This is a genomic window from Mucilaginibacter sp. NFR10, from assembly GCF_900100445.1.
GTDB lineage: Bacteria > Bacteroidota > Bacteroidia > Sphingobacteriales > Sphingobacteriaceae > Mucilaginibacter > Mucilaginibacter rubeus.
Window position 1 is genome coordinate 1,018,356 of the sequence record NZ_FMTV01000001.1, and the last position, 24,185, is coordinate 1,042,540.

Below are 24,185 nucleotides of genomic sequence, written 5' to 3' on the forward strand. Positions count from 1 at the left end.
GCTTTACTTACTGATAACTACTAATAGGTTAATGTTAATCCGGCGCCTAAGCCCATATCACTGTCATAGTGGCTGGAGAAAGAAAAATTCTTATTAACGATATAGCGCAGTCCGGTGCTATATTCTTTATCGGTATTGCCTGTTATAGAAAACCGGAGCCTGCTGGTCAATGCAATATCCTCCCGGCCAAGTTGAAACCTGAGTTTGCCATTGCCATCAATACGGGCATCGGCCACAAACAGTAATGGCAAAGTGTAGGCCAAACCTGCAACTACCGTATGCCGGTTGTTTTTATTGCTGAGCTGACCGAACAGGTTTTTTTCCTGTTCGTTTGTTTTTTTATAATGATAATCAAATCCTGCATAAGCATACAGCCATTGCATACGGCCAAAGTACCTTCCAAACATCGTTTCACTCTCATATCCCTTGGTATTGTTTATTCCAAGGTGCCACATGGTAGAAAATTTCCAGCGGGTATTTGCTAAAGCCGCGTTGCCATCGCTGCCGTTTGTTTCCAGCCCCAGTTTGGCCGATGCATAGTATTTACGATCGTCGGCAGCTACTTTCTTAAATCCAGCTGCCGGGTCGGGCACTTCGGGGTTAGGCGGCGAGTTTTCGTAACTGAAGATCCGCCCCATACCGCTCATCATATGGTATAGGATATGACAATGGAAAAACCAGTCGCCGCTTTCGCTGGCACGGAATTCGATGGTGTCCCTTTCCATCGGCATAATATCCAGGGTGTTCTTCAGCGGCGAGTATTCTCCCTGTCCGTTTAATACCCTGAAATAATGCCCGTGAAGGTGCATAGGGTGACGCATCATGGTATTGTTATAGAGAATGATACGAACATTTTCTCCCCGCTTAATCAGGATCTTGTCAGATTCCGAAACGGTTTTGTTGTTGATCGTCCAGACATAGCGGTTCATGTTACCGGTTAATTCAAAATTGAACACTTTGGTAGGGCCGGTTGGAAGCGTTGTCGGTTGAAGGGCTTTCAGCATACCATAGTTCAGGGTAACCGGCGGCTTGCCTTTGTCAAGTTCGGGATACATCACGGTGTTCATGTCCATTACCTGGGTAGTCATCTTCATTCCTTCCATTTCCTTCATGTTACCGTGCATATCCATCATATCATTCATCATTTTCATGCCGTCAAAATATTTCAGCTTAGGCAGCTTTTTAGCGGCGTGTTTGGCACCGCTGCCCAGCCAAAGCGACGTATATTTGGTACGATCTTCGGGTGTCGCCAGGAACTCATAACTGCCATCGGCAGGGATAGTAACTATCAGGTCATACGTTTCTGCAACGCCTACGATCATCCGGTCCACCTCAACAGGCTGAACATCTTCGCCGTCATTGGCAACAACTTTTAGTTTGCCGCCCGCCCAGCCAAGCCAGAAATAGGTAGAAGAACTTCCGTTAATTACCCGCAGTTTCACCTTGTCGCCGGCTTTAAATTCGGGAGCTTGGTTTTCGGCCTTGCCATTGCTGAAAAAACGGTCGTAGTAAACATCGCTTACATCCATAGCCGTCATGCGTTTCCATTCATTGGCCAGCTTTGTTTTGAAATGTCCGGTTTGTATCGCCTGCAAATAATTCTGGGTACTGCCTTTACGGATGGCATACCAGTCTGTGGCATTATGGAGCCGGCGCTGTACCTGTTCCGGGTTTTCATCGGTCCAGTCGCTTAGCAGCAGGGTATATTCCTTTAAAGGGGATGGCTGTTTTTTATGAATGATAAATGCCCCGTACAGCCCGCTTTGTTCCTGCGTCATCGTATGGGAGTGGTACCAGTAGGTTCCGTGCTGCACCAGCGGAAATTTGAATAGGTGCGTTTCACCAGCCTTGATGGGCGTGGTAGTTAGATAGGAAACACCGTCATACCGGTTGGGCAGGATCAGCCCGTGCCAGTGGATAGAGGTTTCCATCATCATTTCATTGTGCACATAGATCTCGGCAGTATCGCCTTCGGTAAATTCCAGTTCGGGTGCAGGGATACTGCCATTTATAGCCATAGCCGGCCGCTGTTTGCCGGTATAGTTAACGGTGGTATCATTGATATATAAGTGGTAAATCTCCCGGTTGCCTGTCTTGGTGAAAAACGGAAGATGCTTGCTCTGACCGGCAGACTCCATTTTCATCCCCGAATGTTGGGCAATGGAACTGACAACAGGCAGCAAAAAAAGGAACAATAAAATAAACTTCTTCATAGTATTAAAATATAAGGCCGGAGTATATGCCCCGGCCCTTTAATTACTTAGCTGCAGGTAAAGTTTCTTTTACAGCGCCACAGGTTAACATTTGATTGCCGTAGTAGGGATTTTGAATAGCGGCAGTTTCACTTAACCAATATGATTTTTTCATCGGACAATAGTCGCGGTAAACAGGGGCATTGTTCAGTTTGATTGCCTGTACGGTGGCGAACATGTTTTCTGAAAGGCTGGCAAAATGTTCACGCTGATGCGTGATATCATCGCTTTCCGAAATATGGCGGGCATCGAACTGCAACTTATCCGCATATTTTGTCCAGCTAGTTTTATCAGCTGCTGAAAGCTTGTCGACCGGAAATGAACTGATTGCAGCCAGCAACATTTTGGCTTTGGCATTGGTTGCAGACGCGTCGCCGCTGATCAGGGCGTTTTTTACGCCATAATAGGCCGAAAGTACATCCGCTTTGGATGAAGTGTTTTGTGCTTTAACCTGGTTAAAAGCAAATAGCATGATGATGGCGAAAACGAAAATTTGAATCTTTTTCATGATATAGAAATGATTAAGTAATGAATATCATTTCCCGCCGTAGCAGGAAACTATAGATTAAAGAAGTTTTAGGGTTGCAGGGTAGCCATAAGAAAGCTACCGGGCTTCGGATTGAAGCAAAAGGAAAATCAAATGCGGAATGTGCAGTTGCGTAAAAAAACAGGTAGGGTAGTGACAAGCGGCGGTGACTGGCCAACCGGATGACTAATTTTCAGCGGCAGGTAATTGTAAGGCACTAACCCGAAAAGCGGTATAACCAACAATGCGGGGCTTGTGCCCAGGCCAATCTGGCTGTACGTAAGTGAGCTGCTCTTTTCCGATTTCAGTTGCTGGTGTTTATCTGTACAGCATTTTTTTGCAGCCTTGCCATGGTAGTTCATACCGCAAGTATTGCATTTTTTGCCCTGCTCATCATGCCACAACGCAACTTTGACCAGCCTGCCCATGCAGTACTGATAATGCAATGTTGCACCCGAAGAAACCCCGAGGTACAGCACAGCTAAAAAAGTTACGAACAGTTTCTTCATCACGGTACAAATATGAGCAAATTAGTAAAGTGTTGTTTATAGAATTTCTTTTTCTTTTTATGTTTTTTTGGGATAGATCACCTTCCAAACATAGAATAAACCATCCTTGCAATAAATGATAACCATTACTTTTTTACATGCTGATGATCAATGATTTGCTTTTTTAAATGCCGGTACTTTGGAAAAAAAAACAATCATGAAAAAACTAATCACAGCTATTTTGTTTATTACAGCTGCGCTATTATGGAATAGCGTACCTGCATTTGCGCAAACAGAACCTAAGAGTGTTCCCGCCAGCGAAATTCATATTAATAAAAAAGGTGAAATCCATGATCACGGCGGTACGCTGCTCGGGTATATCAGCAAAGATGATATCGTAAAAGATGCCCAGGGCAACAAGGTTTATTTTATCGACCGGGACGGTAACGTGATCGATGCCAAGGGCAATAAATTGGGCAAAGCAAGGAAAGACGGTTTTTATTTTAATAATGAGGGTGAAACCGTACTTAAAGTTAAGGATAAGGACGCCGAAGAATGCGAAATCCTTGATCCCGCAGGACATAACCTTGGCACGACACACAAAAATTATAAACTGCATGCATGCGCCGCGCATTGTTTCTGGCTGAAAAAGAAAAATACGCCACACCCGGTGCATTAATTAAAGGGAGTATCACAACATACTCCCTTTTCTGTTTGCTAATTCAAAGCTGCTAATCAGCACTTTCATAGTTGTTGTTTTTAAGCGAGGGTTGTATCCCCACTATCCTGCTCAGCCCGTAGTTAAATATGACGGAGATCATTTTTGTTTTTGATTGTTTACCCTTATCAGATTTCATCCGGCAACGATATTTGTACTATAAAATATTCAAACGATGGAAGCACTTATCGAAGACACCGAACTGGAATTTGAACTTCAGGAAATTTACCTCACTGGTAAACAATGGCTGGCAGACCTGGCCTTCATGGATAATGAGCATGCCTTTTTAACAAAACTGCTGGCTGGCGAAAAAAGCCCGGCCAGGCATATGGAAGAAGGGCTGCACTCCGCTATGCTTGAGCAACATGACCTGCATAAAGATATTCTTCATTTCATAAACAAAATAGAACAATTGATCGTTGTTCCGGGAGCTGTGATCGGGTTATCGCTGATAGATGACTTTATCAGTTTACAGATCAGGGTAGGGGGTGCTTTATTGGCAATGAAGGACCTTAAATTGGCGTTTACAGGCATAAGGCGGGCTGCTTAGTTCCACAAGAAAACTTAATTTATAAAGGTTTTGACAAAAAGTATTTATATCACTTCGGCCGAACCCTATAGCGGCAAATCAGTTATTGTATTGGGCCTGGTGGCTATGCTGCTTGGCCGGGCACAAAAGATAGGTTATTTGAAACCCATTATACCGTTTGGCCCGGAAGAGCAGCCAGATACCCATATTGAAACGGTTTTGGCACATTTTCAACTACCGCAAACTTATCGGGATACCTATGTATTTACCCGGCAGGGGGCTATGCAGCAGATCAAAGATCAGCACCAGGGCGACATGATCGACGCGATTATCGCACGGTTTAAGGCCTTAGAAGCGACGTGCGATTTTACTGTAGTTGAAGGGAGTGATTTTGAAGGGCAGGGAACGGCATTTGAGTTTGAAACTAACCGGCTCATCGCCAAAAATCTGAACTCCCCCGTCTTACTCCTTGTATCGGGCGTGGGGAAAACCACTGCCGGAATTGTTCAGGATGCGCTGAATTTCAAGCAGGCTTACCAGGCGCAGGATATTCAGGTATTAGCGGTTGTTGTCAACAGGGTACAGGCCGATCAGGCTGCAGATGTACAACAATTGCTGCGTGCGCAATTGTCTGAAAATATACTTATCGCGGTTATACCCGCTGATCCGGGCCTGGAAAACCCAACTGTTCACGATATTTTTGAAAAGTTGGACGGCAGGTTGCTGTTTGGTAGTGAACACCTCGGAAACCAGGTTGATAACTTTGTGACCGGCGCCATGCAGGTGCCCAATTTTTTGAATTATCTGAAGGAGAATGTTTTGATCGTTACACCTGGCGACAGGGGAGATATTGTCATCAGCTCGTTGCAAGCCAATCAATCTGCCAGTTATCCCCGCGTGGCCGGCATTATACTTACGGCAGGCGCAATTCCGGAAGAACCAGTGATGAGGTTGATTGAAGGATTGCAGAACGTTGTCCCTATCCTCGCTGTCGGGTCAGGCACTTTTGAAACAACTAACCAGGTGGCAGCGGTTAAAGCCCGTATTACAGCGGATAATACTAAAAAAATACGGCTTGCTACAGAAACATTTAACCGTTATATAGATATCGCCGCCCTTGATAAAATGCTGGTAACATATCATTCCAATGTGATGACGCCGCACATGTTTCAATACCAGCTCACTCAATGGGCTAAGCGGGAACGCAAAACAATTGTACTGCCCGAAGGGAATGACGACCGCATCCTGCAGGCGAGCGCAAGGCTGATTGCCCAGCAGTTGGTTAACATCATCCTGCTTGGCGATCCTGCAGAAATAGCCGCGTCGGTGAAACGGTTGGGCATTGACCTTGATCTCAATAAGGTAACCGTTATACCCCCGGCCAGTTCGCCTCATTACGAAGATTATGTTCAAACACTCTATGAGCTGCGTAAAAGTAAAAACGTAACCCTCGAAATGGCGAGGGACCTCATGACGGATGTATCTTATTTTGGAACGATGATGGTTTATAAAGGGCATGCCGAGGGAATGGTTTCCGGGGCCGTTCATACCACTCAGCATACCATACGCCCCGCTCTGCAGTTTATCAAAACAAAGCCCGGCATCTCTACTGTGTCATCTGTTTTTTTTATGTGCCTGGCCGACCGTGTTTCTGTATTTGGCGATTGCGCGGTAAATCCCGACCCTACTGCCGAAGAACTGGCCGAGATAGCTATCTCGTCGGCAGATAACAGCCTGCGTTTTGGCATTGAACCGCGTGTTGCAATGCTTTCATATTCATCGGGCACATCAGGTTCAGGGGCCGACGTGGAAAAGGTTAGGCGAGCTACCCAATTGGTGCGTGACAGACGGCCCGATATTAAAGTAGAAGGGCCCATACAATATGATGCCGCTGTAGATCCGGTAGTTGGCAGCCAGAAAATGCCCGGTTCGGAAGTTGCAGGCAAGGCAAGCGTATTGATCTTCCCTGATCTGAATACCGGAAATAACACTTACAAAGCGGTACAGCGGGAAACGGGAGCCCTGGCCATTGGGCCGATGCTGCAGGGGTTGAATAAACCGGTTAATGACCTTAGCCGCGGTTGCACTGTTGATGATGTTTTTAATACCGTTATTATCACTGCCATCCAAAGTCAGGATAGCCCGGCCTCACTATAATTTTACATATGGAAATATTTGTTATCAATTCGGGCAGCAGCTCTATCAAATACCAGTTGTTTTCTCAGGATTCAAGCAGCCCGCTTTGCAGTGGCCTGGTTGAACGCATCGGTCAGCCGGATGCGCTGATCACTCATAAATACAGGCAGCATGACGAAGAAAAAGTGTTGTATATTCAACAACAGGTACCCGATCACGAAGCCGGCATGCAGGCTGTGGGCGAACTGCTCATCAGGGATGGTATCGCGGTGATCCGCGATTCGGGACAAGTGGGCGCGGTTGGCCATCGTGTAGTTCATGGCGGCGAAAAACTTACCGGTACCACAGTCATTACGCCCGGGGTAAAAGACAAGATCAAAGCACTGTACCCACTGGCGCCTTTGCATAATCCGGGGCATATAAAGGGTATCGAAGTGTCAGAAAAGATTTTCCCCCAGGCTGTACAGATTGCTGTATTTGATACCGCGTTTCATACATCGCTACCCGAAAAAGCTTTTAGGTATGCTATACCCGACTCTTTTTATAAAAACCACGGCATTCGTGTTTATGGCTTTCATGGCATAAGTCATCAGTATGTTAGTGGTGAAGCAATGAAATATCTTAATCATACAGATGCAAAACTCATTACCATTCACCTTGGTAATGGCTGCAGCATGGCCGCTGTTAACGGCGGAAAGAGCGTGGATACAAGTATGGGGCTTACTCCACTTGATGGGTTGATCATGGGAACAAGAAGCGGAAGCATTGATGCCTCGGTATTATTATACCTTTCAGAACAAGAAAATTACAGTACAGAACAGCTTACTACGTTGTTAAACAAACAAAGCGGCATGCAAGGGCTTACCGGTCATAATGATATGCGGGATATCAGCGCGCTTTATAATAATGGGAATGACCGGGCGGAGCTTGCTTATGAGATGTATGCCTACCGGATTAAAAAATTTATTGGCGCTTATGCCGCTGCAATGAACGGGCTTGATGCAATTGTGTTTACAGCTGGGGTTGGTGAAAATGATGCCCTGGCACGCGACCTCGTTTGCCGGAATATGGATTTTTTAGGCATTAAGCTGGATAACGCAAAAAATTCAGAAAAAGGCAATGGGATTCGTGATCTTAGTGCACCGGCTTCCCGTGCCAGAATATTGGTGGTGCCCACCAATGAAGAATTGGAAATTGCCCGGCAGTGCAGGCAATTGCTCGGTGAAACCACCGGGCGGTAACTGATCCTCAGGCAAATATTTTATAATTCTGGGGATCATTACTTAAGTTCATGAACTCATCGGAACAGCAAGTAACGGTATGTTCAGCCCGGTAGCCAATTGGCGGGTTTTACTTCGGTGAAGAAGTGAAGACCAAAAGCCGTGCTTTTTGGGGATCATGATCAACAACTCGGCGCCACAAGTTATAAGCTCTTTTTTTAATTCGGCAACGATTTTAGTTGAATTAGTTTCTCTATAAACACAATCAATACCAGCTGCCTGGAAAGTATGAGGCACTGTGTCCTGAACAGGTTTTATTTCAGCTGCTTCTTTATTAACATAAAAAATCTCCACCGGCGATTCGAAAGCAATAACTTCATTCCGAATCGTGGAAAGTAACTGTACGGGCTGGTCATTAGCCACATCACATGCCAGCAGGATTTTCTTTAACCCTTTGAACCGGGCGCCAATGGGGACGACCAGTACAGGGAAAGCCAAATTTTTGATGGCAGTTGTAGTTGTATTGCCCAAAATCCAGTCCTGGCTTTCAGGGGCCATGCCAAGCACTACCAGCGAAGCATTGTGCTTTTTTACCAGGTTTTGTAATTCATCTGTAACCGGCGTATAACTGGTTTCATAACTGACAGTGATGTCGTGAATCAGTGCAGTTATTGCTGCTTGTTGTGCAAGCCGGTCTTGATTTTTTGCCTCCAGGTCGCTTACAGTTGAAGCTGGCAGGAGCGTATTCGATTCGTGCAGGGATAAGCTGAAGGCATTAAAAAGCAGGAGCCTGTAGTTGAAATGTTTGGCCAAAGCGGCGGCATAGGTTACCGCGTTTTCAGCAGCCGGCGAATAGTCTGTTGCAGCAATTATAGTTTTCATATGGGTAACTGGTTGTTTTGTTAATATTCATAAAACCATTAAATACAGGCTCGTAAAAGTAGAAGACCCTTTGTACCATAAATAGCTTAGTTAAACAGTGCGACCTGTTCTGCTTTTTTATCGGTGGTTTCTTAAAAACAAAGATCAAGAATGGCTTTAAACTTCAACATGACGTTGATCAGCTTAAAAAATGATCACAATTACTAACAACTGCAGGGAAACCAGAAGGCAATCAGGGAGAAGATCAACTGCCATAGCGCCGGGCCATTTTGAAAAGTTTATTTTAGGAGATAGGGCTTTTTAAAAATAGCGTAGATAATGTGGGCAGAAAGAGAACAGGAAACCAATTGTTGGCAGCCATTTGATCGATGGGTGACTGACGCAAAAAATATCGCAGCAGGGTAAACGTAATCTTTACGTCACCTTTCTAAATAATAAAAGATAATTTTATCTTTTATTATTTACATTTGTCCATCAACTCATAAAAAAATGGAACCGTCAGAAATACACATTGTATTGAATGCTAATAGCCTAATAAGTGATCTGCTGAAGTATAACGAAGAGCTGATAATCCAAAAACTTACCGAACTCAATAAAAATTTTAACCGGCTGAAAAACCCTGTGCTCAGAAAGGTTTTAGCCAAACGGGTATCCGTTGCTCAGGCTTGCAGGATAGCAGGCTGCTCGCTGAATGAATTTTTTGACGTCCTTAAACCGCTTGGATTTAAAGCGGCGCACGAAGCTGTTGAAGTTGACAGGTTACCGCTTTCGCTTGCTGCTTCTTTTAATAAAATTATCGACCTCGATGTCAGACCGATTTTGGCGGCAGGAAATGACCCTTTAAAAATGATCCTTACTACGGCGGCCGGGCTTAAAAATGGCGAGGTGCTTAAAGTGATCAATACTTTTGAACCTGTGCCGTTAATCAACCTCCTGGAAAATAAGGGATACCGTTCGTTTATTGACATCGCGGGACCGGAACTTGTGAATACTTATTTCCTAAAGAAAGAGGCCCAACCTGATGAGCTTATAATGGATATATCGGAATTATCGGTTGAAGCAGATGGGCTCACGGAACTTATGAAAGCCTATCAATTGCACATTATGGATGTCAGGCCTTTCCAAATGCCTAAGCCTATGACTATGATCCTTGACAAGCTGGAAACGCTGAAGACCACTGAAGCCTTGTATGTCCGGCATCGAAAAGTCCCAGTTCATCTGCTCCCGGTATTAAAAGAAAGAGGTTTTGACTTTCGCGTCATGGAAACAGCGGAAGCAGTTATCCTGTTTATCTATAGGCCATGAATATGATCACTAAACAGCATCCCGAATTATACCCTATTGTAAGGGCTCACTACCTGGCTTCAGCGGTTTGTTTTGTGCTTATCGGCGTCTTGTTTTTCTTTGCCTCGGCAGATTTTGCCGGGCACTATTTTCAGCCGAAATTATTAGCCATTACCCATCTTGCCGCGTTGGGCTGGGTTACCATGGTTATTTTCGGTGCAGCGTATCAACTGGTACCGGTCATACTTGAAACAGGTTTGTCAGGCTATCGTTTGCCCTGGTTATCATTCGTCGCTTTTTTGAGCGGGCTTGTCCTGTTGGTTTGCTCTTTCTGGCGTTTTGAACCAGGTTTATGTATGCAGGGAGGGGCTCTGCTGCTGCTAACCGGCATGCTTGGCTTTTCCATTGTTATTTTTCTGACTGGAAAAAGGTTAAAGAACAAAAAGGAGAACATTCATCAGGAAATGATCAATACTTCTTGTATCTGGTTGCTGGCCACCGGTGTTCTTGGGGTTTTGCTGGTATTCAACCTCCATTACGCCTTTCTGCCACAGGATCACCTTCAGTTTTTAAGGCTCCATGCGCATATGGGAATGGGAGGCTGGTTTTTATTGTTGGTGATAGGGGTAAGCAGTAAATTGGTACCGATGTTCTTGGTGTCCCGCAAACAGAATTTGCGGCTGCTTGATTGGGTTTATTATCTGTTGAATGGCGGCCTGCTTGCATTTGTGATTGATACATACCTGGAAGGTATCAATAACCGGACCTATCTCATCGCACTGCTTCCAGCTGCAGCGTTTATCATATATTTCATTTATTTAATCCAGTGTTACCGGTCAAGAATGAAAAGAAAGTTGGATTTGCCCATGATGTACACTATGTTGTCTTTTATATTGCTGCTGGCTGCATTGCTGATACAGCCGCTCATTATTAACGCGCATGTTCAAAATACCGCACAAGGCATTGCGCTTACTAAACTATACGGGCTATTGGTGCTAATGGGCTGGCTTTCTTTACTGATCCTGGGGCAGGCGTTTAAAACTTTGCCTTTCCTGGTTTGGCTAAAAATTTATGGCCCAGGCACCGGCAAAGAACCTACGCCTTTACCTTCGGATCTATACAGTCAAAAATTACTGATCATCCAGGGTATTGCCTTTACCGGTTTTATATTATCCATGATCACTATGGCGTTATCCGGCCTGGCTGCGCCTGCGCGTATTGCCTCAGGTTGCCTGCTGTTAACGGCGCTTTGCTATCTTTTAAATTTAACCAGGGTCCTTACCCACAAAAAAACAACCGGCCATGCATAGCTTTGACATTACCGATCCTGATACCTACATAGAAATGGAAGCATGGGAGCGCTTACGATCCATTATTGACCCTGAACTTCATGTCAATATCATTGATTTGGGACTTGTTTATACTATCAGGGCAAATAGCACAGTGAGGATGCTGGTGGTGGTAATGACCTTATCGTCACCCAGTTGCCCGGTGGGTGAAGCCATTTTGCAGGGGGTGGCCAATTGCCTTCAAGCCAGATTTGTGGACTACAAGACAGATGTGCAACTCACCTGGGAACCAGCATGGGGCTTTGACAATATTACCGAAGAAGGCAAAAAACAGTTGTGGGGATAATGGACTGGATAAGTAAAGGCAGGTATCATTATTGGGCAGGAGGCAGCTTTGTGGTGCTTGCTGTTTTTGGCGTGGTGCTCAGGCTGATGCATATCGCCTTTGTGCCTCATTTAAACTATATTTTTTTGCTGCATGCTCACTCGCATTTCGCTTTTGCCGGGTGGGCCTTTCTTGGATTGGCCATGCTATTGGCCGGACGGGTTTCGCCTGTTCAAAGACGCCGGAAGTTCCTGTATGCCCTTAATGCAACACTCGTAAGTGCTTATGGCATGCTGGTTAGTTTCTCCTTTCAGGGCTACAAAACAGTCTCTATTATTTTTTCGACGTTTTTTATTTTAAGTACTTATTATTTTACCCGGCAGTTCCTGAAAAGTTTAAAGGAAACACGGCAACTTTCAAAAGGCGCGCGCCAATTGACCCTTGGCGCTTTGTTTTTTCTCTGCTTTTCCTCACTGGGCCCTTTAGCCCTGGAGCCGCTTATGGTTATGGGATTAAAAGGCACGGCAGTGTACCAGGATGCAATTTATGTTTACCTGCATTTTCAGTTGAATGGCTGGATGCAGTTGGCGGCCATTGCGTTGGTTGAAATCACCTATTTTAATATGTGCCCAACCAATCCGCGGCGTTGGGTATATCAACTATTAATCTGGTCGAACCTGCCGCTGTATTTAATTTTTACCTTGTGGAGCAACCCTGCCGGTTGGGTTTTTCTGATAGCCGGAATTGCGGCTACGGGTAATCTTACCGCGTGGTTTATGATATGCCGGGGTCGGAAAGCGCGGCTGCTGAAACTGCCTTTGCTGTTAAAAGTTGCATTTTTGGCCATCACCTTAAAAACCGTTTTCCAAACCCTGGTATGTATTCCCGTCATTGGCAGATGGGCTTTCAGTGACCGTAATATCATCATTGGCTATATTCATTTGCTGACATTGGGCATCGTGACACCAGTCATACTCGATCAGTTTAAGCAAGCCGGCTTTTTCGGCGCCGGAAAAAAATTGCAGATCATAAACGGAAGTTATATAGTGTTGACTTTCGCATATCTCGTGATATTATTTGTTGAACCCGCCTTAAAACTTGTCGGAATAATAGTTCAGGATGTCGAGCCCCAATTATTGTTGCTATCCATACTGTTGCTGCTATGCGGGGTCGGCTATTTTGGGCTGCTAATTTTAGGTAGTTCAAAAAAAAGCGAGGCAGTTAGCGTATAAAATCAGATTCAAATATTTATTTTTGGATTAACACGCCGGATATGAAAAACAAAGTTCTCCTAATCGAAGACAACCAGGACATTCGGGAAAACGCAGCAGAGCTGCTGGAGCTTTACGGTTTCGAAGTGCTGGTTGCCGACTGCGGCGAGGCAGGATTGGACCTAACTGATTTACACCCGGACTTGATTATTTCGGATGTAGTTATGCCGGGTATTAGTGGATACGATGTGTTCAATCAGCTTCAACAGGATTCCCTTAAAAAAAACATCCCCTTTATCTTTACCACTGCACTTTCCGAAAAGAGGGACCAGGACATAGCAAAAGTGATGGGAATACAAAACTATCTCATTAAACCATATGACGAAGCTGAGCTTATCAACTGTATCCGGAAGTGCCTGGACATAATCTGATTTCTCTTCGGTTGAACGCCCGGTAATTTGCCTCAAATATCGGGTTAACGTGCCATGACTATTTTTTACTGAATTTACGGCAATGCTTTTCAAAGTTTCAGCCGTAGCTAATGAGCGCGGTCACTTTTGCGCTTTAAAAATTGATTGTTATCACATTTACGAAAAAAGAACAGCCTAAAATATACAAGAACAATAATAAAGGATAAATTTGTCTTCTATTAAATTAATAACAAATGGAAACACAAATTTTGGATGTAACGGTCATTGAACCAAAACTAAAACATCCCACTATTTTTAAGAGATTCGATGAACTGACCGGCGGTGAGGAATTGATCATTCACAATGATCATGACCCCAAACCGCTTTATTATCAGTTGCTGGCAGAGCGCGGACAGATCTTTAACTGGGAATATCTGATGAGCGGCCCGGAGGTTTGGAGGGTTCTGATTGGTAAAAAGAACCCGCATAACCAGGAAGAGACAATTGGTGAGATTGTTGCTAAAGACTATAGGAAGGCGATGGTTTTCAAAAAACTCGGCATTGATTTCTGCTGCGGCGGCAAAAAAACATTAACAGAAGCCTGCGTGAAAAAAGGGCTTGCCGTTGAAGAAGTGAAGCTCGCACTGCAGTCGGCGGATAACGGAGAATATGTAAATGCGCATAATTTTCAGGACTGGGCTCTTGATTTTTTAAGTGACTACGTAGTAAATGTCCATCATAAATATGTACGTGACAATATTCCCTTTATTGGTGAACTTGCAACAAAAGTGGCGCGTGTACATGGGGACAAACACCCCGAACTGGTTAGGGTGGCTAACGTATTCGCTACGGTGGCACAGGAACTGAGCATGCACATGATTAAAGAGGAGCGCATCCTTTTTCCTTATATCAGGGATATGGTGACAGCCCGGGAATTAGGTACCGCTGTGTTGCCGGCGCCGTTTGGAGGGGTTATGAATCCCATTCAAATGATGGAGATGGAGCACGAAGGAGCGGGAGAAGAACTCGAAGAGATCAGGCAAATGACAAATAACTATACGCTTCCGGAAGATGCCTGTACCTCGTATCGTATCCTTTTCCAAAAGTTGCAGGAGTTTGAAAATGACCTGCACACACATGTACACCTCGAAAATAATATTTTGTTTCCGAAGTCGGTTCAACTCGAACAGCAGTTAAAAGATAATTCTCAATTATAGGTTTTAAGTTGAAAGGATAGTAGTGTTATTATCTAAATCATGTGAATATGCCATCAGGGCGGCAGTATATGTTGGTTATAAGACCTTGACCAAAGAAAAGACCGGCATCTCAGAGGTCGCTGAAGCGATAGGTGCACCTGTCCATTTCACTGCCAGGATCCTGCAGGGGTTATCCCGAAAGCGCGTCATTTCCTCCAGCAAAGGTCCGCACGGTGGTTTTTATATTGAAAACTCCGCCAAGGTTTACCTGATTGATATTATCCGGGCTATTCAATGCCTGCATACTTGGACTTAAAAACTGTTCCGACACGAAGCCTTGTCCGGTGCATGACGAAATCAAGACGGTACGGACACAACTGCTCCTCGAATTTAACAAAAAATCCCTTCGAGACCTGGTAAGCGATTACCAGCAAAATAAGTTCGTTTTAAAATAAAAAAAAATTATTCAACAAACAGGAGGGGACAAGTTTAAAATAATAAAAGATAAAAATGTCTTTATTTATAGGGGTGCTTTGGGGCAGAAGCTATATAGATATATTATATATCATATAAAATGCTATTTAAATGAGATATATCACTAAAAAAACATGATTTGAATCATGAAATAGTCAAGATTAATAAAGCAATTTCGAAGTATTATAAATATGAAAATAATGAAAATTTCAACCAGCTTTATCCGGGCCGCCTTTATAGGAGGTATGGCCCTTTTGGCCGCTTGCGGCCCTTCCAATGGGGGTGATAAACAGGCAACGGAATCTGCTCCGGCTGCCAATGCCGAAAATAGTTCGGCCGCATCTTCAGCAGATGTTGACCCCGCCGCCAAAAGTGACAGCAAGGGCGTAGGTAAATTCACAAGCGTGGAGATCGGCACAATTGACAATGCAATGGCCGACAAAGGCAAAGGAGTTTTTACTGCCAAGTGCTCCGCCTGTCACCAGATCACCGATCAGAAGGTGGTTGGGCCCGGTCTTAAAGGGGTAACCAAACGCCGTACGCCGGAATGGATCATGAACCAGATCACCAATCCGGTAGAAATGGAACAAAAAGACCCCGTGGGTAAAGCACTTTTAGCAAAATATCTGACTCAGATGAGTTTTCAGAATGTAAGTGACGATGAAACCCGACAGATACTTGAGTATTTGAGAAAAAACGATCAATAACCTCTTTATATGTTTAAACCATGAAACGAATTACACAAACTACCCTGTTGTTAGCGGGACTGGGGGCGATTGCCATTGCCAGCGGTTGTAAAGCAGGTAAAACGGGGCAGGCAGCCACCGATGAAGATGCTGCCAAAAAAGTATACGTAGCGCCCGGCAAGCATGATGAATTGTACATGTTCGCTTCCGGTGGCTTCAGCGGCCAGATTGCAGCGTATGGCATTCCTTCCGGCAGGTTGCTTAAAGTGATACCTGTGTTTTCCCAGAACCCGGAAAATGGTTATGGCTACTCAGAAGAGACCAAACCAATGCTCAACACCTCGCACGGATTTGTGCCCTGGGACGACACGCACCATCCTGAATTTTCCAAAACCAATGGCGAAGATGATGGCCGCTGGCTTTTTATCAACGGTAATAACACGCCACGCATTGCCCGTCTCAACCTGGCAACTTTCAAAACGGAAGAAATTCTGGAGTTACCAAACGTTGCCGGTAACCACGCCTCTCCATTTTGTACAGAAAATACCGAGTATATAGTAGGTAACACTCGTTTTAGCGTACCGCTTGATGGAGATAAGGATGTATCGATAGGTGATTTCAAAAAGAAGTTCAAAGGTGCCGCGACTTTTATCAAGGTAGATAAGAACACGGGCCGCATGAACATTGCCTTTCAATTGATTGTTCCTGGCTTTAACTATGACCTGGCACATGCCGGCAAAGGCCCCTCACATGATTGGATCTTCTTTACCTGTTATAATACAGAGCAAGCTAATACCTTACTTGAAGTTAATGCCAGTCAACGTGATAAGGACTTTATCATGGCGGTGAACTGGAAAAAAGCAGAAGAGTTGGTGGCCCAGGGCAAGGGGCATAAAGCGCCTGCTAAATACGCGCATAATCTCTATAACGAGCGCACCCACTCAGCTACTTCAACCATGGAAAACGACGTGACCATGCTGGATGTAAAAGATTATCCGGGACTAATCTATTATATTCCCTGCCCAAAATCACCTCACGGTGTTGACGTGGAACCCAACGGCGAATACTTTGTAGCCAGCGGTAAACTGGCCGCGGTGATTCCTGTATTTTCGTTTAAGAAGATGCTTGGTGCTATTGACCAAAAACAATTTGAAGGGGACTTTGACGGTATTCCGGTATTGAAATATAATACTGTATTGGAAGGTGAAGTGCAAAAGCCGGGTTTAGGTCCGCTGCATACCGAATTTGACGGTAAAGGTTATGCTTATACGTCCATGTTCGTGTCTTCAGAGATTGTAAAATGGAAAGTGGACACACGTGAGATCATCGATCGTATTCCAACTTATTATTCTATTGGCCACCTTTCTGTACCGGGCGGCGATTCCAGGCATCCATATGGTAAATATGTGATTGCATTGAACAAGATCACCAAAGACCGTTATCTGCCCACCGGTCCTGAGCTAACGCAATCTGCCCAGTTGATTGACATTACCGGCAACAAGATGAAACTATTGCTTGACTTCCCGACCATTGGTGAGCCGCACTATGCACAGACCATACCGGCGGAGAAAATAGAGAAAAATTCTGTGAAGTTTTTTAAACTGGAAGAGAATGATAATCCATACGCTGCCAAATCAGAGAAAGAAGCCCGCGTAGTAAGAAAAGGCAACCGGGTGGATGTATACATGACTGCTATCCGGTCTCACCTGGCCCCGGACAATATAGAAGGCATAAATCAGGGTGATGATGTGTATGTGCATGTGACCAATCTGGAGCAGGACTGGGACGTTCCGCACGGCTTTGCCATCAAAGGTTCCAATAACTCAGAATTATTGATCATGCCGGGCGAGACCGCCACACTGAAATGGACACCTGACCGGACTGGTATTTTCCCATTCTATTGTACCGACTTCTGCTCTGCATTGCACCAGGAGATGTCTGGTTACTTTAGGGTATCGCCTAAAGGCTTAAACGTACCACTTACTTTCCACCTGGGAGAAAACCTCGCGGCAAGGTAATAGATCTTTTATTCAACGGGAGGGCCCTGTGTCCTCCCATTAATACCAATAATATGAAAACCGGTTCAAGAATAGCAATAGCTGCAGCCATGGTGCTGCTGCTAACAGCGTATTTTCTTCCTTTATGGGAGATTACCTTGTCCGCACCACAATACCCTGAGGGCCTGAGTATGGATATATGGCTGAATGGTATCACAGGAAACGTGCTGCAGATCAATGGGCTTAACCATTATATCGGCATGCAGCATATCGACCCGCAGAACTTTGCCGAATTTAAGATTGCCCCCTATGTGTTCGGGTTACTAATCCTGATCGGGTCGATTGCTTCAGTAAAAGGCAGCAGAAAACTGCTGATTGGCTTGCTGGCGCTGATGATCGTTTTTGCCGCCGCCGGATTTATTGATTTTTACCTATGGGAATACAACTATGGGCACAATCTTGATCCTCATGCAGCCATTAAAGTTGAAGGCATGTATTATCAACCTCCGCTGATTGGGTATAAACAACTTCTGAACTTCCTGGCAGGGTCTTTTCCTGCTACGGGGGGGATGCTGATCGGCCTGGCCGGAATAATTACCGCCGCTACATTATACATCGAAATAAGAAATGGTAAAAGAAATGAAAAAGAGAGGAATGATCGTGCTGCTGGCACTTTGGATCACCGCCTGCAGTCAAAAGCCTGAGGCCCTGCAATATGGAAAAGATGCCTGCGTACACTGTATGATGACAATTATGGACCGTAAGTTCGGTGCAGAGATCGTAACTTCCAAAGGCAAGATTTATAAGTTCGATTCTGCAGAGTGTATGCTGGGTTACATCAGCGAAAAACGTGGGCAGTTTGGCGATGCAGATACTTACCTTGTTGTAAACTACAAGTCAGGCGGTACACTTATGGATGCCCGCAAATGTGCCTATATACATGACCAAAAGATCAGTTCTCCGATGGGCGGTAACCTCGCGGCCCTTGCTTCCGAACAAGAGGCGAAAACCTTTCTTGGAAACGGGAAACTGCTGACCTGGAATGAACTTGTTAAATAAAAGATTGCATGAAAAGGGTCTCACTCATTTGTCTTTTTGCCGTGGCGGTAACTGTTGTTTCGCATGCACGTACACTTGTAGTGGCCGTGGATACTGCCTTGCCTGATTTAAAGGCAGCTGTTGCTGAGGCTGCCGATGGTGATACGATCAAGGTGAAGAAGGGGTATTATTATTCGTACAATACACTTATCACCAAAAGACTGACCATCATTGGCGATGGGTATCCTGTGCTGGACGCAAATTATAAAGAAGAGGTAGTGACTATCCTGACGAATGGTGTTACGTTCAGCGGCTTTGTGCTCAAAAACTCTAGAACCGGTTCGATGCGCGACTATGCCGGTATCCGCCTGCATAAGGTACACAATGTTACAATCAGTAATAACAGGTTAATCAATAACTTTTTTGGGATTTACCTGTCCGATTGCGATCATGTGTCTGTTATTGGTAATACAACCAGTGGCACTGGTACCGAGCTTACGGCCGGTAACGGCATTCATGCCTGGCAATGTCATGATGTTATCATTATGAATAATTATTCTACCCGCCACCGCGACGGTATCTACTTTGAATTTGTGAAAAAGAGCAGGATCATCAGTAATACCAGTGAACGGAACTTTAGGTATGGGCTGCACTTCATGTTTTCGGATGATGATCTGTATCAAAAAAACACTTTTCGCAATAACGGATCAGGTGTCGCGGTGATGTATTCCAAACGGATACGAATGTTTGATAATTTGTTTATTGAAAACTGGGGAAGCTCTATTTATGGTTTGCTGCTGAAAGATATTACCCGGTCCCAAATTGTTGGCAATCGTTTCGTTAGGAATACGACGGGTATTTATATGGAGGGTTGCAACCTCATGACGGCTAACGATAATATCTTCATCAATAATGGTTGGGCTATGCGTATACTGGCTAATTGTGAAAACGGCAGGTTTGAGCGGAATAATTTCGAGTCGAACTCTTTTGATGTGACAACCAACGGGGTGCTCAACCTTAATAAATTTGATCAGAACTACTGGGACAAGTATGAAGGTTATGATTTGAATAAAGATGGCACCGGTGATGTACCCTACCGGCCGGTTAGCCTCTATGCGCAGATAATGGAGCAAATTCCGCAAAGCGTGATGTTGATGCGGAGTTTTATGGTCAATCTTTTAGACAAGGTTGAACGGGCTATCCCATCTCTTACCCCTGAATCTGTTAAAGATATAAACCCTAAAATGAAACCATGGACACGTTAATTGAACTAAGCCACATTAAAAAGGCATTCGGCAAATTACAGGTGCTAAAAGATATTAGTTGTCATTTTGAAAGCGGCAACATTGTGTCTGTTTTGGGGCCAAACGCCTCCGGAAAAACAACCATGATCAAAAGTATACTCGGTATGGTTATACCTGACGAAGGCGACATCCGGTTTCGCGGAGCCAGAGTCAACAAGACTTTTGATTACAAAAAAAATATCGGCTATATGCCACAGATCGGGCATTACCCGGATAATATGAAGATTGGCCAGTTGTTTGACATGATGCTTGATATTCGTAACTGCAATAAAATACCTGATACAGACCTGATTGAGGCTTACCGGCTCAAAAGTATGTACCATAAGCCTATGAGGACACTTTCCGGAGGTACCAGGCAGAAAGTGAGCGCCGCCCTTGCTTTTATGTTTAATCCTGACGTACTGATACTCGACGAACCCACAGCGGGCCTTGATCCCTTTGCCACCGAGATTTTAAAACAAAAGATCCTCGCCGAAAAAGCAAATAACAGGCTTGTGATCATCACCTCACATATCCTTTCAGAGTCGGAGGAGTTAGCTGATACCGTGATGTACCTTTATGAAGGCAAGATCAAATTTTATGAGCCGCTGGCTACGCTGCAAATGGAGACAGGTGAGCAGAGACTGGGTAAAATATTGACCCGATTATTAACTGAAGAACATGTTTAAGATAGCCAAATATATTATTCTCGACATCATACGCAGTAAGGTACTCATTGCCTACACGTTGTTGCTCGCTACCATTTGTACAGTGATCTTCCTGTCAGACAGCGATGTGATTAAAGGACTGGTAAGTATTACAACCATTGTGATGATCATTGTGCCGCTGGTCAGCATTATCTATGCAACCACCTATTATTTCAATGCAGCGGAGTTTACCGAATTGCTTGTTTCCCAGCCTATCAAACGCAGGGACATTTTATTGGGAGAATACCTCGGCATCAGCAGCTCTATCCTCGGGGCTTTTGTGCTCGGAGTTTGCCTGCCGGTTGCTTTGTTTGCACTCTCAGCTACGGGCATCACCTTAATGGTTGCCGGAGGTTTGGTAACCTTAAGTTTTACTTCACTCGCTTTCTGGGCTTCCACCAAAACCAGGGATAAATCAAAGGGGATTGGGCTTGCGCTAATGATTTGGTTCTATGCGGCCATTATTTATGATGCTTTGGTGCTGTTGTTCCTGTTCACCTTTAGCGATTATCCGTTGGAAAAAGCCATGATTGTGCTCACGGCCTTAAATCCCGTAGACCTGGCAAGGATCATGATCTTGTTAAAACTGGATATTTCTGCTCTGATGGGTTACACCGGCGCGCTTTACCGACAGTTTTTCGGAAGCGGTACAGGCATTGCCTTCAGTGTTTCGATGCTATTTATCTGGTCTGTTTTACCCGTACTACTGGCGCTTAAAATTTTCTCCAAAAAAGATCTGTAAGATGTTCCGCCGTTTCACCGCCATATTGCTCCTGTTCTCGGTGCTGGTTATGAACCTGAACTCGCTATGGCTTTATGCGGGGTTCCGGCTCAACCAGGATTATATCGCGGCAAAACTTTGCGCCAATAAGTCAAGGCCCATGCTGCACTGCAACGGCAGGTGTTTCCTGAGCAAACAGCTTAAAAAGGCTAATAGTGAAGAGAAAAGCAACGAAAACCGAACCGCTAAAGAAATCATTTTTGAGGCTTATTATCACGGGGTTAATCAATTTACTGTACACATCAAACTGCTGGCCATTTTTACCTCCCTGGTAAGTTTCGCCCTGCTGCTTCGCCCGCTCGGAGCTATCTTTCGGCCGCCCGCTGCATCTTCAGTTCACCGCTACATGCTCTCCTGAGCAAATTCAATTTTGGTTTAACAAGAAGATGTTTAAAAATGAAATACTTTATCGTGTTCTGCTTTGCTATTGCCTTTACTTTACAGGCATCAGCGCAAAAAATACGGGGTGTTGTTGTCGACGCCCAAACCCAGGCACCCGTTGTCGGTGCCAGTATCCGTGTCAAAGGAAGTAAGCTGGGTACCTCAACGGATTTATCAGGCAAATTTATATTGGCGCATAAAAATAAAACTGATTCCCTGATGGTCAGCTGTACCGGTTATGGTACTTGCTGTATCAGGTGCGATAGCTCGCTCACAGTTCAACTAAAACCGGTGATTGCCGGCCTGGAGGAGGTGGTGGTAACGGCGGGCCGCCAGGAGCAGCCCCGCAAGGATATACCGGCTGCAATCAGCAAGATAAGTTCAAATACCATTCGCGAAGCGCATGCAACTACTCCTTATCAATTGTTGAATAAAGTTGCGGGGGTATATATGGTGAACCTCGGTAATGAGCAGCATACCATGGCCATTCGCCAACCGATTACTTACAATGCGCTTTATCTTTACATGGAAGATGGTATCCCGATCCGACCGACGGGCATATTCAATCATAACGCTTTGTACGAGATTAATACCGATGGTATCCGGGATATTGAGGTGATTAAGGGGCCAGCTTCGTCTTTATATGGCAGTAACTCAATAGGTGCGGCTGTTAACTTCAATACGGCAAAAGAATCCGTAACGCCGGCAGGGCAAATCAATGTACAGGGAGATAAATACCATTACCTGCGGGCTGGTATTCAAGGGGGGCTCACTGCGGGAAAAGTTGGGTTTTATATGGCAGGTTATGCCACACACCAGGAAAAAGGCTGGCAGGATTATACTGATTTTGATAAGTATTCGCTTTCTGCTAAAGTTAGTTATCCGCTGGGGGCCGACAGTAAGCTAACAGTATATGGTACCTATAATTATCTTAACACACAAACACCCGGAAACCTTGACAGTACACGTTTCTATAACCGATCTTACAGTAGTAATCAGCGTTTTGCCTACCGCAGGGTGAACGCATTCCGGGCCAGCAGTCGTCTTGACCATAATTGGAATGATGATAATCACACCTTTCTAACGCTTTTTTACAGAAACAATTCCACCGGGCAATTACCCAGCTATTACATTTCTGATGTCCGCAACAATAAGGGCCAATACTTAAAGTCAACAGGTCAAATAAATGAGCTGAGTTTTTACAGCTTTGGCTTACTTGCCCAGCATACGGTAAAGTTAAATTTTATGCACTCACAATTGATCGCAGGCATTTACCTGGATAATAGCCCAAGTTCGTTTTATGCTAACTTCCTGAATATTAAAAAAGATAATACCACTCAGTATTATACCGGTTATATCAACACTGATTCGCTGATTGATAATTATAAGATCCACCTGTTTAATGCCGCATCCTATGTACAGTATATGGCAGAGCCGGTTAAACGGATAAAAATTACTGCCGGACTGCGTTATGACCTGCTCGTTTACAATTTTGACAACCAGCTTCCTCCTTTAAAAACCAAGTACAAACAACAGGAGCATAATCGATATGATGTATTGGCGCCGAAGCTTGGCGTAACTTATGACCTGCAGAAGGGGCGCGGCATTTATGCCAATTTCAGTATGGGCTTTCAGCCGCCTGAAACTAATACCCTTTACAATTCCAGGCAATTAACACCGCTTAAACAGGCCACTTACAATAATTATGAACTGGGCGGCTGGACATCATTGTTCTCCCAAAAGATCAGGTTTGAGCTAACTGCTTATTACCTGCAGGGGAAAGATGAGATCATCAGCTTGCTTCAGGCAGACAATACTACACAATATGCCAACGCTGCTGCTACTACCCACAAAGGCTTAGAGTATAACCTCCTGGTTGGCTCCGTAAAAAGCCTTGCCTTTCGCATCGGCGGAACGTTTGCGTCCCATACCTTTAATAAATACAGTGAAATTAGTGCCGGAAAATCCATCGGCTATGACGGTCATCAAATGACCAATGCGCCAAAATGGATTGCTAATTCGGAGATTACCTGGAAACCCGCTTTTATCGCTGGCTTCAGAACCGGTGTTGAATGGCAACATTTGGGTAAATACTTTACAAATGCAGCTAATACCAAAACCTACAGCGGTTATGATCTTTTTAATTTACGCACTGCCTATCGCATCAGCAGCGGCAGCGCGAAGGGACTGGAAGTTTGGTTTAATGTAATGAACCTGACCAATAAGCTATATGCAACTACTGTGACTGGAAATAGCTATGGGGATACTTATACGGCGGCCCCTCCGCGCACCTTTTCATTAGGTATCAGTCATTCTATTTCAAAACTATGATCATGAAAAAAACATCCGTTGCGAATCCGGTTAGATTGCGA

General features: G+C 44.7%; 25 protein-coding genes. 20 read left to right on the forward strand and 5 right to left on the reverse strand.

The window, feature by feature from the left end:
• Positions 1-20: 20 nt before the first annotated feature.
• From BLP33_RS04260 to BLP33_RS04270, 3 genes are all read right to left on the reverse strand, one after another.
• On the reverse strand, positions 21-2,213 hold the full coding sequence (locus BLP33_RS04260) for a multicopper oxidase domain-containing protein (RefSeq protein ID WP_090525188.1): 2,193 nt from the start codon (positions 2,211-2,213) through the stop codon (positions 21-23).
• 43 nt (positions 2,214-2,256) lie between these two features.
• On the reverse strand, positions 2,257-2,760 hold the full coding sequence (locus BLP33_RS04265) for a DUF3347 domain-containing protein (protein WP_090525190.1): 504 nt from the start codon (positions 2,758-2,760) through the stop codon (positions 2,257-2,259).
• Between the two features lie 128 nt (positions 2,761-2,888).
• The gene (locus BLP33_RS04270) at positions 2,889-3,287 is read right to left on the reverse strand and encodes an HYC_CC_PP family protein (RefSeq protein WP_090525192.1); all 399 of its coding nucleotides are present in this window, start codon (positions 3,285-3,287) and stop codon (positions 2,889-2,891) included.
• Positions 3,288-3,483: 196 nt separating this feature from the next.
• Here BLP33_RS04270 and BLP33_RS04275 point away from each other — a divergent pair, with 196 nt between their 5' ends.
• Positions 3,484-3,945: a DUF3659 domain-containing protein gene (locus BLP33_RS04275; RefSeq protein WP_139159926.1), complete on the forward strand. Its 462-nt coding sequence runs from the start codon at positions 3,484-3,486 to the stop codon at positions 3,943-3,945.
• 52 nt (positions 3,946-3,997) lie between these two features.
• Here BLP33_RS04275 and BLP33_RS27775 read toward each other — a convergent pair whose 3' ends face one another.
• On the reverse strand, positions 3,998-4,123 hold the full coding sequence (locus BLP33_RS27775; protein ID WP_255485223.1) for a hypothetical protein: 126 nt from the start codon (positions 4,121-4,123) through the stop codon (positions 3,998-4,000).
• Positions 4,124-4,159: 36 nt separating this feature from the next.
• On the opposite strand from BLP33_RS27775, the gene BLP33_RS04280 reads away from it, so the two are divergent.
• From BLP33_RS04280 to BLP33_RS04290, 3 genes are read left to right on the forward strand one after another with little or no spacing between them, the layout of a single operon-like run.
• Entirely contained in the window at positions 4,160-4,534 is a 375-nt protein-coding gene (locus BLP33_RS04280) for a hypothetical protein (protein WP_090525198.1), read from the forward strand.
• Between the two features lie 30 nt (positions 4,535-4,564).
• Positions 4,565-6,670 (forward strand): phosphate acetyltransferase, encoded by a 2,106-nt coding sequence (gene pta, locus BLP33_RS04285; RefSeq protein ID WP_090525200.1) that lies wholly within the window; start codon positions 4,565-4,567, stop codon positions 6,668-6,670.
• Positions 6,671-6,678: 8 nt separating this feature from the next.
• Positions 6,679-7,890, forward strand: coding sequence for an acetate/propionate family kinase (locus BLP33_RS04290; RefSeq protein ID WP_090525203.1), 1,212 nt, complete (start codon positions 6,679-6,681; stop codon positions 7,888-7,890).
• Between the two features lie 48 nt (positions 7,891-7,938).
• On the opposite strand, the gene BLP33_RS04295 is transcribed toward BLP33_RS04290, so the two are convergent.
• Positions 7,939-8,751 (reverse strand): universal stress protein, encoded by an 813-nt coding sequence (locus BLP33_RS04295; protein ID WP_090525205.1) that lies wholly within the window; start codon positions 8,749-8,751, stop codon positions 7,939-7,941.
• A gap of 489 nt (positions 8,752-9,240) precedes the next feature.
• Here BLP33_RS04295 and BLP33_RS04300 point away from each other — a divergent pair, with 489 nt between their 5' ends.
• The 16 genes from BLP33_RS04300 to BLP33_RS04375 all read left to right on the forward strand — a co-directional run bounded on the left by BLP33_RS04300 (position 9,241) and on the right by BLP33_RS04375 (position 24,144).
• Positions 9,241-10,056, forward strand: a complete 816-nt coding sequence (locus tag BLP33_RS04300) for a DUF2249 domain-containing protein (RefSeq protein WP_090525207.1) — start codon at positions 9,241-9,243, stop codon at positions 10,054-10,056.
• A 2-nt stretch (positions 10,057-10,058) separates the two neighbouring features.
• A complete protein-coding gene (locus tag BLP33_RS04305; RefSeq protein WP_139159927.1) occupies positions 10,059-11,345 on the forward strand; it encodes a heme-copper oxidase family protein in 1,287 nt (428 codons plus the stop codon).
• Positions 11,338-11,670: a metal-sulfur cluster assembly factor gene (locus BLP33_RS04310; protein ID WP_217633104.1), complete on the forward strand. Its 333-nt coding sequence runs from the start codon at positions 11,338-11,340 to the stop codon at positions 11,668-11,670. Before BLP33_RS04305 ends, BLP33_RS04310 begins: the two co-directional genes overlap by 8 nt.
• The gene (locus BLP33_RS04315) at positions 11,670-12,881 is read left to right on the forward strand and encodes a hypothetical protein (protein WP_090525211.1); all 1,212 of its coding nucleotides are present in this window, start codon (positions 11,670-11,672) and stop codon (positions 12,879-12,881) included. The genes BLP33_RS04310 and BLP33_RS04315 overlap by 1 nt, the downstream gene beginning before the upstream one ends.
• Positions 12,882-12,922: 41 nt before the next feature.
• Positions 12,923-13,291, forward strand: coding sequence for a response regulator (locus BLP33_RS04320; protein ID WP_090525213.1), 369 nt, complete (start codon positions 12,923-12,925; stop codon positions 13,289-13,291).
• A gap of 233 nt (positions 13,292-13,524) precedes the next feature.
• Entirely contained in the window at positions 13,525-14,487 is a 963-nt protein-coding gene (ric, locus tag BLP33_RS04325; protein WP_090525215.1) for an iron-sulfur cluster repair di-iron protein, read from the forward strand.
• Positions 14,488-14,572: 85 nt separating this feature from the next.
• Positions 14,573-14,782, forward strand: a complete 210-nt coding sequence (locus BLP33_RS04330) for an Rrf2 family transcriptional regulator (protein WP_254780056.1) — start codon at positions 14,573-14,575, stop codon at positions 14,780-14,782.
• Positions 14,783-15,140: 358 nt separating this feature from the next.
• Positions 15,141-15,647: a c-type cytochrome gene (locus BLP33_RS04335; protein WP_229701493.1), complete on the forward strand. Its 507-nt coding sequence runs from the start codon at positions 15,141-15,143 to the stop codon at positions 15,645-15,647.
• 20 nt (positions 15,648-15,667) lie between these two features.
• On the forward strand, positions 15,668-17,644 hold the full coding sequence (gene nosZ, locus BLP33_RS04340; RefSeq protein ID WP_090525217.1) for a Sec-dependent nitrous-oxide reductase: 1,977 nt from the start codon (positions 15,668-15,670) through the stop codon (positions 17,642-17,644).
• 53 nt (positions 17,645-17,697) lie between these two features.
• Positions 17,698-18,327, forward strand: a complete 630-nt coding sequence (locus BLP33_RS04345) for a hypothetical protein (protein ID WP_217633107.1) — start codon at positions 17,698-17,700, stop codon at positions 18,325-18,327.
• The gene (locus BLP33_RS04350; protein ID WP_175489926.1) at positions 18,263-18,682 is read left to right on the forward strand and encodes a nitrous oxide reductase accessory protein NosL; all 420 of its coding nucleotides are present in this window, start codon (positions 18,263-18,265) and stop codon (positions 18,680-18,682) included. The genes BLP33_RS04345 and BLP33_RS04350 overlap by 65 nt, the downstream gene beginning before the upstream one ends.
• A gap of 8 nt (positions 18,683-18,690) precedes the next feature.
• Positions 18,691-19,926: a nitrous oxide reductase family maturation protein NosD gene (locus BLP33_RS04355; protein ID WP_090525221.1), complete on the forward strand. Its 1,236-nt coding sequence runs from the start codon at positions 18,691-18,693 to the stop codon at positions 19,924-19,926.
• Positions 19,914-20,633, forward strand: coding sequence for an ABC transporter ATP-binding protein (locus tag BLP33_RS04360; RefSeq protein WP_090525224.1), 720 nt, complete (start codon positions 19,914-19,916; stop codon positions 20,631-20,633). Before BLP33_RS04355 ends, BLP33_RS04360 begins: the two co-directional genes overlap by 13 nt.
• Positions 20,626-21,393, forward strand: a complete 768-nt coding sequence (locus tag BLP33_RS04365; protein WP_090525226.1) for an ABC transporter permease subunit — start codon at positions 20,626-20,628, stop codon at positions 21,391-21,393. The genes BLP33_RS04360 and BLP33_RS04365 overlap by 8 nt, the downstream gene beginning before the upstream one ends.
• Position 21,394: 1 nt before the next feature.
• Positions 21,395-21,790 carry a hypothetical protein gene (locus BLP33_RS04370; RefSeq protein ID WP_090525228.1) on the forward strand — a complete coding sequence of 132 codons (396 nt, stop codon included), beginning with the start codon at positions 21,395-21,397 and terminating at the stop codon, positions 21,788-21,790.
• 38 nt (positions 21,791-21,828) lie between these two features.
• Positions 21,829-24,144: a TonB-dependent receptor domain-containing protein gene (locus BLP33_RS04375; protein WP_090525230.1), complete on the forward strand. Its 2,316-nt coding sequence runs from the start codon at positions 21,829-21,831 to the stop codon at positions 24,142-24,144.
• The last annotated feature ends 41 nt before the right edge of the window (positions 24,145-24,185 follow it).

Coding starts and splice junctions, on each gene's coding strand:
- BLP33_RS04260 (WP_090525188.1), bottom strand. CDS start 2,213: ATGAAGAAGTTTATTTTATTGTTCCTTTTTTTGCTGCCTGTTGTCAGT.
- BLP33_RS04265 (WP_090525190.1), bottom strand. CDS start 2,760: ATGAAAAAGATTCAAATTTTCGTTTTCGCCATCATCATGCTATTTGCT.
- BLP33_RS04270 (WP_090525192.1), bottom strand. CDS start 3,287: ATGAAGAAACTGTTCGTAACTTTTTTAGCTGTGCTGTACCTCGGGGTT.
- BLP33_RS04275 (WP_139159926.1), top strand. CDS start 3,484: ATGAAAAAACTAATCACAGCTATTTTGTTTATTACAGCTGCGCTATTA.
- BLP33_RS27775 (WP_255485223.1), bottom strand. CDS start 4,123: ATGAAATCTGATAAGGGTAAACAATCAAAAACAAAAATGATCTCCGTC.
- BLP33_RS04280 (WP_090525198.1), top strand. CDS start 4,160: ATGGAAGCACTTATCGAAGACACCGAACTGGAATTTGAACTTCAGGAA.
- BLP33_RS04290 (WP_090525203.1), top strand. CDS start 6,679: ATGGAAATATTTGTTATCAATTCGGGCAGCAGCTCTATCAAATACCAG.
- BLP33_RS04295 (WP_090525205.1), bottom strand. CDS start 8,751: ATGAAAACTATAATTGCTGCAACAGACTATTCGCCGGCTGCTGAAAAC.
- BLP33_RS04300 (WP_090525207.1), top strand. CDS start 9,241: ATGGAACCGTCAGAAATACACATTGTATTGAATGCTAATAGCCTAATA.
- BLP33_RS04305 (WP_139159927.1), top strand. CDS start 10,059: ATGATCACTAAACAGCATCCCGAATTATACCCTATTGTAAGGGCTCAC.
- BLP33_RS04310 (WP_217633104.1), top strand. CDS start 11,338: ATGCATAGCTTTGACATTACCGATCCTGATACCTACATAGAAATGGAA.
- BLP33_RS04315 (WP_090525211.1), top strand. CDS start 11,670: ATGGACTGGATAAGTAAAGGCAGGTATCATTATTGGGCAGGAGGCAGC.
- BLP33_RS04320 (WP_090525213.1), top strand. CDS start 12,923: ATGAAAAACAAAGTTCTCCTAATCGAAGACAACCAGGACATTCGGGAA.
- ric (WP_090525215.1), top strand. CDS start 13,525: ATGGAAACACAAATTTTGGATGTAACGGTCATTGAACCAAAACTAAAA.
- BLP33_RS04335 (WP_229701493.1), top strand. CDS start 15,141: ATGAAAATTTCAACCAGCTTTATCCGGGCCGCCTTTATAGGAGGTATG.
- nosZ (WP_090525217.1), top strand. CDS start 15,668: ATGAAACGAATTACACAAACTACCCTGTTGTTAGCGGGACTGGGGGCG.
- BLP33_RS04345 (WP_217633107.1), top strand. CDS start 17,698: ATGAAAACCGGTTCAAGAATAGCAATAGCTGCAGCCATGGTGCTGCTG.
- BLP33_RS04350 (WP_175489926.1), top strand. CDS start 18,263: ATGAAAAAGAGAGGAATGATCGTGCTGCTGGCACTTTGGATCACCGCC.
- BLP33_RS04355 (WP_090525221.1), top strand. CDS start 18,691: ATGAAAAGGGTCTCACTCATTTGTCTTTTTGCCGTGGCGGTAACTGTT.
- BLP33_RS04360 (WP_090525224.1), top strand. CDS start 19,914: ATGGACACGTTAATTGAACTAAGCCACATTAAAAAGGCATTCGGCAAA.
- BLP33_RS04365 (WP_090525226.1), top strand. CDS start 20,626: ATGTTTAAGATAGCCAAATATATTATTCTCGACATCATACGCAGTAAG.
- BLP33_RS04370 (WP_090525228.1), top strand. CDS start 21,395: ATGTTCCGCCGTTTCACCGCCATATTGCTCCTGTTCTCGGTGCTGGTT.
- BLP33_RS04375 (WP_090525230.1), top strand. CDS start 21,829: ATGAAATACTTTATCGTGTTCTGCTTTGCTATTGCCTTTACTTTACAG.